This window comes from Pontibacterium sp. (assembly GCF_041587635.1).
In the GTDB taxonomy this organism is placed as follows: Bacteria; Pseudomonadota; Gammaproteobacteria; order Pseudomonadales; family Balneatricaceae; genus Pontibacterium.
Window position 1 is genome coordinate 1 of sequence record NZ_JBFGYC010000057.1, and the last position, 12600, is coordinate 12600.

The 12600-nt window shown below is 53.8% G+C and carries 10 protein-coding genes; 7 read left to right on the forward strand and 3 right to left on the reverse strand.

All coding sequences use genetic code 11. The features are described from left to right. The first annotated feature begins 163 nt into the window (after nt 1-163). The 3 genes from feoB to ABYW01_RS05105 all read left to right on the forward strand — a co-directional run bounded on the left by feoB (nt 164) and on the right by ABYW01_RS05105 (nt 3038). Entirely contained in the window at nt 164-2140 is a 1977-nt protein-coding gene (gene feoB, locus ABYW01_RS05095) for a ferrous iron transport protein B (protein ID WP_372831424.1), read from the forward strand. Nucleotides 2141-2150: 10 nt separating this feature from the next. Continuing rightward, a complete protein-coding gene (locus ABYW01_RS05100) occupies nt 2151-2333 on the forward strand; it encodes a hypothetical protein (RefSeq protein ID WP_372831425.1) in 183 nt (60 codons plus the stop codon). A 108-nt stretch (nt 2334-2441) separates the two neighbouring features. Further along, nucleotides 2442-3038, forward strand: coding sequence for a YiiX/YebB-like N1pC/P60 family cysteine hydrolase (locus ABYW01_RS05105; protein ID WP_372831426.1), 597 nt, complete (start codon nt 2442-2444; stop codon nt 3036-3038). Here ABYW01_RS05105 and yjeH read toward each other — a convergent pair. Beyond that, nucleotides 3035-4315 carry an L-methionine/branched-chain amino acid transporter gene (yjeH, locus tag ABYW01_RS05110; RefSeq protein WP_372831427.1) on the reverse strand — a complete coding sequence of 427 codons (1281 nt, stop codon included), beginning with the start codon at nt 4313-4315 and terminating at the stop codon, nt 3035-3037. The two genes, ABYW01_RS05105 and yjeH, sit on opposite strands and share 4 nt — an antisense overlap. Before the next feature lie 59 nt (nt 4316-4374). On the opposite strand from yjeH, the gene ABYW01_RS05115 reads away from it, so the two are divergent. Next, entirely contained in the window at nt 4375-4866 is a 492-nt protein-coding gene (locus ABYW01_RS05115; RefSeq protein WP_372831428.1) for an Lrp/AsnC family transcriptional regulator, read from the forward strand. Between the two features lie 116 nt (nt 4867-4982). On the opposite strand, the gene ABYW01_RS05120 is transcribed toward ABYW01_RS05115, so the two are convergent. Then, nucleotides 4983-6899, reverse strand: coding sequence for a PhoX family phosphatase (locus ABYW01_RS05120; protein WP_372831429.1), 1917 nt, complete (start codon nt 6897-6899; stop codon nt 4983-4985). Nucleotides 6900-7266: 367 nt separating this feature from the next. On the opposite strand from ABYW01_RS05120, the gene clpB reads away from it, so the two are divergent. Beyond that, nucleotides 7267-9849, forward strand: coding sequence for an ATP-dependent chaperone ClpB (clpB, locus tag ABYW01_RS05125; protein WP_372831430.1), 2583 nt, complete (start codon nt 7267-7269; stop codon nt 9847-9849). A 653-nt stretch (nt 9850-10502) separates the two neighbouring features. Beyond that, the gene (locus ABYW01_RS05130; protein ID WP_372831431.1) at nt 10503-11318 is read left to right on the forward strand and encodes a sterol desaturase family protein; all 816 of its coding nucleotides are present in this window, start codon (nt 10503-10505) and stop codon (nt 11316-11318) included. A 64-nt stretch (nt 11319-11382) separates the two neighbouring features. On the opposite strand, the gene ABYW01_RS05135 is transcribed toward ABYW01_RS05130, so the two are convergent. After that, nucleotides 11383-11649: a hypothetical protein gene (locus tag ABYW01_RS05135; RefSeq protein ID WP_372831432.1), complete on the reverse strand. Its 267-nt coding sequence runs from the start codon at nt 11647-11649 to the stop codon at nt 11383-11385. A gap of 442 nt (nt 11650-12091) precedes the next feature. Here ABYW01_RS05135 and ABYW01_RS05140 point away from each other — a divergent pair. Then, the coding region (locus ABYW01_RS05140; protein WP_372831433.1) for a thiamine pyrophosphate-binding protein at nt 12092-12600 on the forward strand (509 nt) is incomplete at its 3' end.

Genomic DNA, 12600 nt, shown 5'->3' on the forward strand with positions numbered 1-12600 from the left:
CCGCGTGACCGACTGGCTCTCCCAGTGGATGAGGTACGGGCTAATCGCGTAGTCGCGATACCGAGTGGTCGGCGAGAACTGGCCACTGGTCTTGTCGAGCGTGAAGGCCAGCAGATCTGCCTGCGCAATGAAGATGCGGTGATGGTGGAAGTGGAGTTGTGCAATGACTGAGCGTGTTTTTACCGTCGCCCTGCTTGGCAATCCCAATTGCGGTAAAACCTCCCTGTTTAATCTGCTGACCGGTTCCCGGCAACGTACCGGAAATATGGCGGGTGTGACTGTGACTGGACGGGAAGGTGAGCGCGAACATCAGGGTGTCACGCTGAAATTTGTCGATCTGCCAGGTATCTATTCGCTGAGCCACAACCGCGTTGAAGAGCGGGTCGCACGGGATTATCTGTTTGAGACGCCACCCGATCTGATTCTGAACGTCTTGGATGCAGGCAACCTGCCCCGTAATCTGGCGTTGACCACTCAATTGTTGGAGCAGCAGTTACCCACCGTGATAGCTGTGAATATGCTGGATGAAGCGGAAGCACAAGGGATCGCCCCAGACTGTGATGAGCTCGGACAACTGTTGGGTTTACCGGTGCTGCCCAGTGATGGCCGCCGTCCACGTTTCCTTGATCTGCTGTTGGACACATTGGTCGAGCAGCTGCGCACCCCATCCCAGCAACCCGATCTGGCCATCGATTACGAAAAACACGTCGAGCAGTCGCTGACTCAGTTGATGGCAACAGGCCTTAATCGCTGGCAAGCGGTGCAGGCGCTGGAGTCGGGTGGTGATGTTGCGTTTGTTCTGCATGATGACCAGCAAGCGTTGGTCAAAAAACAGATTAAACAGTTAGAAAACTATCACGATGACAGCGCTGCTCAATTGATTGCCGAAGGCCGTTACGGTTTTATTCACGGACTGATGCATAACAGCGGCAGTGATCACGAAGAGCTGGCCTTTGCTGAACACTGGCTGGATTCCATCGCGTTGAACCGTTGGTTGGGTTTTCCTATCTTTGTTGGCCTGTTGTGGTTGATGTTTGAGGCCACCTTTACCTTGGGTGCGTATCCGGCGGACTGGATCGATGCGACGGTGAGTGCCCTGGGTCAGTGGCTGGCGTCAGGATTGCCCGATGGTTTATTACGTGATGTGCTGGTGGATGGGTTAATTGCGGGTGTCGGTGGGGTGTTGGTGTTCCTGCCCAATGTGGTGTTGCTGTTCACCTTTATTGCCATCATGGAGCAGTCCGGTTATATGGCGCGAGCCGCCTTCCTCACCGATCGCCTGATGAGCCGGGTTGGCTTGCACGGTAAAGCGTTTGTGCCGCTGGTGATGGGGTTTGGCTGTAACGTCCCTGCGATTATGGCGACCCGAACGATTGAAGAACCCCGTGCCCGCCTGATCACGATTCTGATCAATCCGTTTATGAGTTGTTCTGCACGGCTTCCCGTCTATGTGTTGCTGGCGGGTGTCTTCTTTGCGGACCGTGCAGGTACCGTGATGTTTGGTATCTACATACTGGGCATTCTGATGGCGTTTACCGTGGCGTTGATTCTGTCGCGAACGATCCCGACCCAGCATGACGAGTCCTTCATTATGGAGCTGCCGCCGTGGCGTTTTCCGTCCCTACGTTCTTTGTGTCTGCATGTCTGGGATAAAGCAGGCGACTTTCTGTCCAAAATTGGCGGGGTGATTCTGGTGGGATCTCTGCTGATCTGGCTGCTGCAGACGTTCCCGCAAGGTGCCGACCAATCCTTCCTCGAACAGCTGGGGCATTTTCTGGCACCGATGTTTGCGCCGTTAGGGTTTGGCTGGCAGGAAACGGTCGCGTTGCTTTCGGGTTTTATCGCGAAAGAGGTGATTGTTGCAACATTGGCGGTGGTCTATCAGATGGGTGAACATGATATGGCGGGCTTACAGGCGGCCATGCTGGCCGGTATGGCACCGGCTGCGGGGTTGGCTCTGATGGTATTTACCCTGCTTTATATGCCGTGTCTGGCCACCATTGCGGTTATTCGTCGTGAAACGGGTAGCTGGCGCTGGGCACTGATATCGATTCTGCTGGGATTGGTGTTGGTGTTGGTGTTGGTGTTGGCGTGGGGCGGAGCGTTTATCACGTATCGGGTGGGTAGCCTGTTTTTTTGAGGACGTTGATATGCAAGATTTAGGTCTGCTCGACTGGCTGGTATTGCTGGCCGTAATTGGTGTCATCCTGATCTGGTTTAGTCGCTTTATCCGTCGAAGCCTTAAACCCGGATGCAGTCAGTCGTCAGGGTGCGCAGGCTGTAAGGGGTGTGATCAGCCGGAACCATCTCGAGAGTCCTCATCTTCTTCCTGATACGGTGTGCAACTACAGGTAGCGAATAGTGCTACCTGAACGGAGAAAATTCCTTCCATTGTGACTCTAACCAATACTGCAGCCATCAACTTAACGGGAGGCAGCGGTATGACACGTCAGGCGCAATTGGATCAGCTGGAAGCACAAGTTCGCGACACCTTGCAGGAAGGCGATATCCTGTTTATCTCCATCAACAGCTTTTTGTATAAACAGGTCGCACGCGGCACCGGTAGCTGGTGTTCTCATGTGGGTTTTGTAGTGCGCGAGCAGGAAGAGTGGTTTGTCATGGAGAGCGCCGTACCGGTGGTAAAACGCAGTCCGTTGCGCTCATTTCTGAGTAAAACCTGTGAGGATCAGGTAGCGATCCGTCGCCTCAAATCCGGTGTCAGTACCGACCAGGTTGATCGCCTGAAAGCTGAAGCCGATAAGCGCTTAGGTGCCTTCTACCATCTGGGATTTAAGTACGATTCCAAACGTCAGTTCTGTTCTAAGTTTGTCCATGAATGTTTCCGTGACGCACTGGGCATTAAGCTGGGTAAAGTCGAAACACTGGAAGTCTTGCTGGAGCAGAATCCACAGGCATCGGTCGGCTTTTGGCGCGCATGGTATTTTGGAATGATCCCATGGCAGCGCCGTACCTTAACTCCCGCCAGCCAGCTGGCCGATGATGCGCTGGAAACGGTGTTTGCCACCCGATCCTGCTAATTGACCGGTAGGTTGGGACGAGCTGCGCGGTTCCCAACGGGAGGAGTGGACCTCTTCCGTTTCCACCATTGCTGGCCGAGTAAGACCAGCGCGATTAATAGCGCCAGCCCCAATGCATATAACATGGCATCGCCCAGACAGTAGATAAACAAACCGCAGGCGCATAAGCCGATGGCAATGGCAGGACGGTGGCGGCGTGACAAAAGCTTCCATGCAGCCAGCAGGGAGGTGGTGTAGATCAGGATAAAGGCACCATTCACCCAGTGAGCTAACGCGGGGAAATCCAGTTCGGCCAGATAGCTCAGGATCAGCATGGCAGCGGAGATCAGGATGAACACCAGCAGTGCCACCGCAGGCACCTGGTGTTGATTCAGGGGTTTCAGCTGAGCGGGTAATATACCTTCATGACTGAAGCTCCACGCCAGTCGTGACAGGCTGGCAAAGTAGATATTAATCGTCGCAATGCCACTAATCAGCCCTAATGCGCCGATAATCCAGCGCCCGCCATCACCCAGTAAGACCTTAAAGGCTCCAACCATCGCGAGATCGTCTTGTGGTGCTAAGAGGGATAGATATGTACAGCCGATAAAGATGATCCCTACCAGCGTGATACCTCCGACCGTTGCCGGAATAAAATCTCTTTTTACATCTTTGAATTCGGTCGCCAGATGGGTGATCGCTTCAACCCCCAGAAAACACCAGATTGCCAGACCAATGGCAGACAGTATGTCGCTGGATGTCCCGGCTTTGACCGGTGCGGTTTCCGGCGTTGTTATCAGCAACGTTATGAGCATAATTCCAACAACCGCGAGGATGGCGAGTGCCAGTCCCAGTTGAAGCTTGCCGGATAACTGCAAGCCACGCCGGTTGATAAAAAATAGCAGGCCGAACACCAGCAGTTCACCACCGAAGGCCTCTTGAGGGGACAGCGTGACCAGCGGATTAAAGAATTCAAAGGTCATGATCAGCGCCGCGGCGGCCCCCGGTGGTACGGCAAACAGGAACACCAATCCGACCACTCGACCGGCGGTGATCCCAAAGGCTTTACTGACAAAATACGCAGGGCCTGCCGCATGGGTAAACTTACGGCCCAGCTCGGCGAATACATAAGCCAACGGCAAAATCGACAACAACAGGGTGAGCCATGCCCAGATCGCTTTGTCGCCTGCTTGAGCAATGGTGAGTTGGGGCACAATAAATACGCCGGTGCCTAGTAGTGTGGTCGCAATCAATCCCATCCCTTGCCAGCGTGTAATTGTTTGATTTAGCCTTGTCATCCCAACGCTCCGAATCGAAAACAACAGTGTACGGATGATGGCCAAAACAAGGCGTCGTTATGACGTTTCGATTTGCAGGTATTTATACGATTTCCCGACGTTATGCGGGGGCAGGTAGTCAGATGGACAGCTTTGATCAGAAAATAATCGCGGCGCTGAAGGATAATGCCCGTCAGAGTGTGTCCAGCATCGCAGAGCAGGTGAATCTTTCCCGAACGGCGGTTTCAGAACGCATGAAGCGGATGGAAGCGCAGGGTGAAATTCTGGGTTATCAGGTGCTGACCGCATCACACAACGAGAGCGGAAATACCTTAAAAGCGTACTTTGAAGTCAGCCACGGCGGGTTTGAATGTGCACCCTTTGTGCAGGAATTGATGAAGTTTCCCGAAGTACAGAGCTGCCACGGTATCAGTGGTGAAGTCGATGTCCTAGTATATGTGGAAGCACCTACTATGCAGCGCCTGCATGATCTGCTGGAAGCGGTTGATGCCCTTAAACCCAGTGGCGCCCGGATTAAGACTCATATGATTATGCGTGAGTGGCATCGCTAACACGTAGGTTGATGATGAGCGTCGTGATTCCCAACTGGGATGGCGGCAGGCCCGGTTAATCAGTCCGAAAAAAGGCGCCCGAAGGCGCCTTTTTTAATACGGTATTAGCAGCGTTTTTACGCGCCGATGATGCCACCGTCGTTACGGCGCACCACCATGATGGTGGAACGTGGTTTGCTATCGCCGCCTGCCGGGAAGTGAGACGGTTTGCCTTTTTCACCTGGATGCTGGACACCAACGAACATGGTGCGCTGATCAGGTGAGAAGGTCAGGCCGGTAATTTCACAAGCGATCGGGCCGGTTGCAAAGCGGCGAATTTCGCCCGATTCCGGGTCCGCACACAACATCTGGTTGTTCCCCATGCCGGCGAAGTCATCCTTGTTGGAGTACTTGCCGTCGGTCAGAATCCACAGGCGACCGGCATCGTCGAAGCCCAGACCGTCAGGGCTGTTGAACATGTTTTCGTTGCTGATATTGCTGGAACCCGCGTACAGGTTGCCGGAGTGAACGTCCGGGTTACCGGCGATCACCATCAGATCCCAGTTAAATTCAGCGGCAGCGTGATCTTCATTGGCAGGCCACCAACGTACGATCTGACCGTACTTGTTGTTGATGCGTGGGTTAGGACCGCCCACCGGCTGGCCATCTTTCTTGCCACGGTGTTTGTTGTTGGTCAGGGTACAGAACACAGTCTTGTTGTTCGGATGTACGGCCACCCATTCAGGACGATCCATGGTGGTTGCGCCCACCTGAGTGGCGGCTTCACGGGCAAAGATCATCACCGCGGCCTGATCTGCGAAGCCGTTCTCTTTGGTCAGGCCATTTTTGCCGTGCGTCAGTTCAACCCACTCGCCTTTGCCTTTTAGCTCACCTTCAGCCGCGTTAAAGCGCGCCACGTACAAGGTGCCGTCTTCCAGCAGGTCGCGGTTCGCTTTCATATCATTCGCGTTGTAACGCTCTTTAGAGACGAACTTGTATAAATGCTCTCCACGCTCGTCGTCACCCAGATAGACCACAACCTGACCGTCCTTGTTGATGGTCAGTGCTGCGTTCTCGTGCTTAAAACGGCCCAGAGCGGAGCGTTTTTTCGGCGTTGAGGTGGGATCAAAGGGATCGATCTCAACGACCCAACCGTGGCGGTTGGCTTCCTGAGACTCTTTCGCCAGATCGAAACGCTCATCGAACTTTGCCCACTGGTAACCACGATCTTTCGCTTTGATACCGTAACGCTTCTGCTGAGCGGTCAGTTTGATATCGGCATCGGAAGAGGAGAAGTAACCGTTGAAGTTCTCTTCACAGGTCAGGTAGGTGCCCCAAGGGGTTTGACCGTTGGCGCAGTTGTTAAACGTACCCAGTACCTTGGTGCCGGTTGGGTCCGCTTGGGTTTTCACCAGATCATGACCTGCCGCCGGGCCGGTCAGCTCCATCTCCGTATACGCCGTGATGCGACGGTTATAGGCGGAATCGTTCAGGTAATCCCAGGTGCCATCAGCGTTCTGTTTCACTTCGAATACGGATACACCGTGGGCTGCCTGAGATTTACGGACATCATCCGCTGTCATCGCGTCGCCTTTGTGCGCAAACAGCAGTTGGTAGTTGGTGTATTCGTTATTCACCGCCAGCAGCGCACGGTCTTCAGATAGCGGGAACAGGCTCATACCGTCGGTGTTGTCACCAAACTGAGCGGCCTGTGCTGCAGCGTTCTGAGTGCCGGACTGATCAAAGGCTGGTGCCCCACGCAGGATCGGATCACCCCAGGAGATCAACGGCTGAGCGCTGTAACCTTCCGGAACGATAAATGTATCGGCTGTGCTGGCGCGTACCGCAGAGAAACCGATCAGTTTGCTTGCAGCTGGTTTAGTGGCTGCCGCGACAGCCTGTGCCAAAGGGTTTGCTGCCAGAAACAGCCCCATCGCCGCAGCACCGCCCCGTAGGAAGCCACGACGGCTGACAGCCTTGTCTACAATCGTTTCCAGATCAGAAGCGTTGTCCTGCAGGCGATCTGCGTCACCCTGAAGTTGATTCTTAAGCATCTCACGAGTCCTGTTGACGTATTTTCATTGGGTCCATGTTTTAGTGGATGGGTATGACAATGGGGTGACTAAATTGTTGAACTTTTGTTTCTGAACTCTTTTTTAACGTCTTGGGTTCCATCGTTTTGCACAAAACATGCGTCTGATCAAAAAACGTTCAGCTTGGTGGTGTGTCGGCTTGAAAGGAGCAGAGATAGGCCCCATACATTAGGAGAGTAACAGAGAACCTTATATTTCTGGCAGCGCGCCAGAGGTGTAAATCGCACTTGCCTGATTAGGGAGTGCAGGAGGAGGACAGTGGCTGGCCTGATGCCAGATCTGTCGTCGTCTAAGCCACACAGGCCGACAGGCTGTGAAAGGAGAAACTATGAGACCCGATAAATTTACCGCCAAGCTTCAGGAAGCCCTGGCTGACGCGCAATCGCTTGCCGTAGGCCGTGATCACAACTACATCGAACCGCTGCATCTGCTCAGTGCACTGATGGATCAGCAGCAAGGTTCCACCCCACAACTGCTGGCGCAGGCGGGCGCTGATATTAATGTATTGCGACAGAAGCTGTCGCAGGCGCTGACTGACCTGCCCCGTGTACCGAATGCCGACGGTGAGATCCGTATCTCGCCCGATACCGGCCGTATCTTCAATTTAACCGATAAGCTGGCACAACAGCGTGGCGATCAATATATCGCCAGTGAACTGGTGCTGTTGGCGATGGTGGATGATAAATCCCCGGCCGGGAAATTGTTGCGTGAAGTGGGTGTGAATAAACAACGTCTGGAAGGAGTGATCAGTCAGATGCGCGGTGGTGAAAACGTGAACGATCCGAATGCGGAAGAGAGCCGTCAGGCGTTGGATAAATACTGTGTTGATCTGACCGAGCGCGCGGAAAGTGGCAAGCTGGATCCGGTGATTGGCCGTGACGACGAGATCCGCCGGGCGATTCAGGTGTTGCAGCGCCGTACCAAAAACAACCCGGTGTTAATTGGTGAACCGGGTGTGGGTAAAACCGCCATCGTGGAAGGTCTGGCGCAGCGGATTATCAACGGTGAAGTTCCGGAAGGTCTGAAGCACAAACGGGTACTGTCGCTGGATATGGGTGCCTTGATCGCCGGGGCGAAGTTCCGCGGTGAGTTTGAAGAGCGCCTGAAAGCGGTGCTGAATGAATTGTCGAAACAGGAAGGCCAGATCATTCTGTTTATCGATGAGCTACACACCATGGTCGGTGCCGGTAAAGCCGATGGGGCGATGGATGCGGGTAATATGCTCAAGCCTGCGCTGGCGCGTGGTGAGCTGCACTGCGTGGGTGCCACGACACTGGACGAGTACCGTCAGTACGTAGAGAAAGATGCCGCACTGGAACGCCGTTTCCAGAAAGTGCTGGTGGATGAACCGAACGAAGAAGATACCGTGGCGATCCTGCGTGGGTTGAAAGAGCGCTATGAAGTGCACCACGGTGTGGATATCACCGACTCGGCCATTATTGCTGCCGCGAAGTTGTCACAGCGTTATATCACCGATCGGCAGCTGCCGGATAAAGCGATCGACCTGATCGATGAAGCAGCCAGCCGAATCCGCATGGAGATGGACTCCAAGCCGGAAGATATGGACCGCCTGGAACGTCGCCTGATCCAGCTAAAAATGGAACGTGAAGCGCTGAAGAAAGAGAAAGACAGTGCGGCTCAGAAACGTCTGGCCGAGCTGATCAGCACCATCGGCATACTGGAGAAAGAGTTCGCCGACCTGGATGAGATCTGGAAGGCAGAAAAAATTGCCCTGCAAGGCTCCCAGAAAGTGAAAGAGGAGCTGGACCAGGTCCGTGTGGAGATGGAAAAAGCACGCCGTGAAGGTGATCTCTCCCGCATGTCTGAACTGCAATACGGGCGTATCCCCGAGTTGGAACGCCAGCTCGAACAGGCCAGTGAAGCGGAACAGCATGAAGGCGAAAGCAAAAACAAACTGCTGCGTAACAAAGTCACTGAAGAGGAAGTCGCAGAAGTGGTCTCCCGCTGGACAGGTATCCCAATCAGCAAAATGCTGGAAGGTGAGCGCGAAAAACTGTTGCGTATGGAAGCCGAGCTGCATAAACGGGTGATGGGGCAGGAGGAAGCCGTCGTAGCGGTGTCCAATGCGGTGCGCCGTTCCCGCGCAGGCTTGTCCGATCCTAATCGCCCACACGGTTCTTTCCTGTTCCTCGGTCCCACCGGGGTGGGTAAAACCGAACTCTGTAAGGCGCTGGCCGGTTTCCTGTTTGATACCGAAGAGGCGATGGTGCGCATCGATATGTCTGAGTTTATGGAGAAACACTCTGTCGCTCGCCTGATCGGTGCACCTCCGGGTTACGTGGGGTATGAAGAGGGTGGTTATCTGACCGAAGCGGTGCGCCGTAAACCTTACTCTGTGTTGCTGTTGGATGAGGTGGAGAAAGCCCACCCGGATGTATTCAACATCCTGTTGCAGGTGCTGGAAGATGGCCGCCTGACCGATGGGCAAGGCCGTACCGTCGACTTCCGCAATACCATCATCGTGATGACCTCCAATCTGGGGTCGGACCTGATTCAGAACTTCAGCGACGATGATGACTACGAACTGATGCGCGCGGCGGTAATGGATGCCGTGGGTGGTCACTTCCGTCCTGAGGTAATCAACCGTATCGATGAAGTGGTGGTATTCCACAGCCTGAAGAAAGCGCAGGTGGCGGGTATCGCCGAAATTCAGCTCAACCGTTTGCGTGCACGTTTAGCTGAGCGTGAGCTGACGCTGAGTATGACTTCGACCGCGATGGATAAGCTGGTGGAGCTGGGCTTTGAGCCGATCTACGGTGCACGGCCGCTGAAACGGGCGATTCAGCAGTATATTGAAAACCCATTAGCGCAGAAGTTACTGTCTGGTGACTTTGCGACCGGGGATGAGATTGCTGTGGATGTGGAGGCGGGGGTGTTTAGCTTTCGCTAAGTTTATAAGTTCAACCTGTAGGCATCGGGCGTTTCTCGTTCCCATGCTCCTGCGTGAGAATGCAGGCCGAGCTTAGCAGGGCGCTCAGGTCATCACTGCAACCGCAGTATGGGTTCCCACGTTCCCACGGAGGACTGTGGGAACCAGAGAAGCTGCGGAACGCTTCCAGTGCTCGTCTGCGTAGGGCGATAATCCCTTTCTCGTTCCCACGCTCCCGCGTGGGAATGCAGACAGAACTTCGCACGGCACTTAGTGTAAATAGCTCGACCTCTGTATGGATTCCCACGGAGGACCGTGGGAACCAGAGAAGTGTGCGCTTGATGCCGGGCACGGGCTAGATTCCCCTCTACGCTGCCGAGCATTGCAGGGTTTACATGGATTTAAGGCGAGGACGGTCTGAGGCCCGAAGGACCGAGTTCCGCAGCCTCATGCGCATCCGAAATGCGCAGGGAACCGGACGTAGTCCGGCAAGTAGCGGGGCTGACGGGGATTGATAAGGGGAGTTCAGAGACTTCTCTTATCTTGCCCAAAAAGGGCGAAAGAGTTATTCAGAAACCCCTCTATACCAGAACGGGTCATCAGAATAGATGACTCCGAATCCCTTCCACGTTACATTCAAAACAGCAACTACCCATTACCCCGGATACACCCCCATGGACCTCGCCACTTTCATCACCACCCACGAAACTACCATCCGCTTAAGCTGCTTCTTAGGCATCCTCTCGCTGGTGGCACTATGGGAGTTGATCGCCCCTCGTCGTACGTTGCGCATCTCTAAAGCCGTGCGCTGGGCCAACAACCTGAGCTTGGTTTTTCTGAATAGCTTTATTCTACGTCTGCTCTTTCCGGCGGCAGCGGTTGGGGTCGCTGTTTGGGCGCAAGACAATGGTTGGGGGCTGTTCAACCTGCTAGAGCTGCCGTTCGCTGTCAGTCTGATACTCGGCCTGCTATTGATGGATCTGGCGATCTACGCTCAACATGTCCTCTTCCATCACGTTCCTGTCCTTTGGCGCTTACATCGAGTGCATCATGTTGATCTGGATTATGACGTAACAACGGGGGCACGCTTTCACCCCATCGAAATAGTGCTCTCTATGTTGATCAAGTTTGTGCTGATCTGCGTATTAGGAATAGCACCGTTAACAGTTATCGTGTTTGAGCCGATTCTGAACGGCGCGGCGATGTTTAATCACGGCAATATCCGTCTGCCAGCAGCGCTGGATAGGTATTTGAGGTTGGTGCTGGTGACACCGGATATGCATCGGGTGCATCACTCTGTTCAGATGGATGAAACCAACAGCAACTTTGGCTTTAACCTGCCGTGGTGGGATCGCCTGTTCGGAACTTATAAAGCGCAGCCGGATGCCGGGCAAGAAGGTATGCAGATTGGGGTAAAAGGGTTTGATAACCCGAAAGAGACTCAGTGGCTACCGGGAATGTTATGGGTGCCGTTTCGCCGAAAAGGCTAAATAGAGGCAAGCAGAGGCTAATTGGCAGCCTCTGCTGAGAGCGGTGACGCTGAGTTACTGCAGATTAATACAGCGCAGTTTCGTCACGTACCACGTCTTTGAGCACTTGCAGAAACAAACTGTCTGCATCGCTGTGTTCAAGTGGAATCTTAACGTTGGTGGTGGAGGACAGCTCATCCGCGATCAGCATGTCCGCGTTGGGTTCGTTGATGTGCTTACGGGCGATCTCGATCGCTTTTTCGCTGATCTCCGGTTCCGCCAGTACTTTGCGGATAAACAACATCAACTCGTTGATTACACGGTCTTTATTTTTAATTTCTGCAACGCTCATTCAGGCGCTCCTTAGGTAATCTGTTGTACAAGCCCATCGTCGTATAGCCATTATAAAAACGTCGTGGGTTTTTCCTCACTATAACCCGAAGATGGATTCTCTGCATTCCCCGTTTTTCGTTGGTTGTAGGTTGATCAATGGCCGATGAAGTGCGAGAATTAGCGCCAAATTTCTTCCGACCTTGGACTATTAGGCCACCCCGAATGTCCGGCGGAGTTAAGTATTGCCGCTTAACTTCCTGAAAGGTCTGCCAGTTGAGCGATCCTCAATCTTGGCGAGCACCCGAACGTGAGTCGCTTGTATCTCGTTTATCAGGAACGGTATTTGTAAGTTTTCCCATCCCGGGCGTCATCCACGCTTGATGGGCGACTACGTTCATTCGTTGCAGAAATAAACTGTCAAAATGTCGGAATTGAGTCCGACGCAGTGAGAGGGTGAAACAGTGGAATTACTTTCAGGCGCCGAAATGGTTGTGCGCGCCCTTAAAGACGAGGGTGTTGAAAACATCTACGGGTATCCGGGTGGCTCAGTACTGCACCTGTACGATGCTCTTTTCCAGCAGGAAGATGTCAAACACATACTGGTGCGCCACGAGCAGGCGGCTACCCACATGGCCGATGCTTATGCACGTGCGACCGGTAAAGCGGGCGTTGCGCTGGTAACGTCTGGCCCAGGTGCAACCAATGCCGTCACCGGTATTGCGACTGCCTACATGGATTCTATTCCGATGGTTGTCATTACCGGTCAGGTAATGAGCCATCTGATTGGTGAAGACGCGTTCCAGGAAACCGACATGATCGGTATTTCCCGTCCGGTGGTGAAACACAACTTCAGTGTTCAGCATCCGGAAGAGATCCCGTCGATCATCAAGAAAGCATTCCATATCGCTCAGACGGGTCGTCCGGGTCCGGTGGTTGTTGATATCCCTAAGGATATGACGAACCCAACCGA

Excerpts from the sequence above, each read along its gene's own strand:
- feoB (WP_372831424.1), top strand. The coding sequence starts at position 164 with ATGACTGAGCGTGTTTTTACCGTCGCCCTGCTTGGCAATCCCAATTGC.
- ABYW01_RS05100 (WP_372831425.1), top strand. The coding sequence starts at position 2,151 with ATGCAAGATTTAGGTCTGCTCGACTGGCTGGTATTGCTGGCCGTAATT.
- ABYW01_RS05105 (WP_372831426.1), top strand. The coding sequence starts at position 2,442 with ATGACACGTCAGGCGCAATTGGATCAGCTGGAAGCACAAGTTCGCGAC.
- yjeH (WP_372831427.1), bottom strand. The coding sequence starts at position 4,315 with ATGACAAGGCTAAATCAAACAATTACACGCTGGCAAGGGATGGGATTG.
- ABYW01_RS05115 (WP_372831428.1), top strand. The coding sequence starts at position 4,375 with ATGACGTTTCGATTTGCAGGTATTTATACGATTTCCCGACGTTATGCG.
- ABYW01_RS05120 (WP_372831429.1), bottom strand. The coding sequence starts at position 6,899 with ATGCTTAAGAATCAACTTCAGGGTGACGCAGATCGCCTGCAGGACAAC.
- clpB (WP_372831430.1), top strand. The coding sequence starts at position 7,267 with ATGAGACCCGATAAATTTACCGCCAAGCTTCAGGAAGCCCTGGCTGAC.
- ABYW01_RS05130 (WP_372831431.1), top strand. The coding sequence starts at position 10,503 with ATGGACCTCGCCACTTTCATCACCACCCACGAAACTACCATCCGCTTA.
- ABYW01_RS05135 (WP_372831432.1), bottom strand. The coding sequence starts at position 11,649 with ATGAGCGTTGCAGAAATTAAAAATAAAGACCGTGTAATCAACGAGTTG.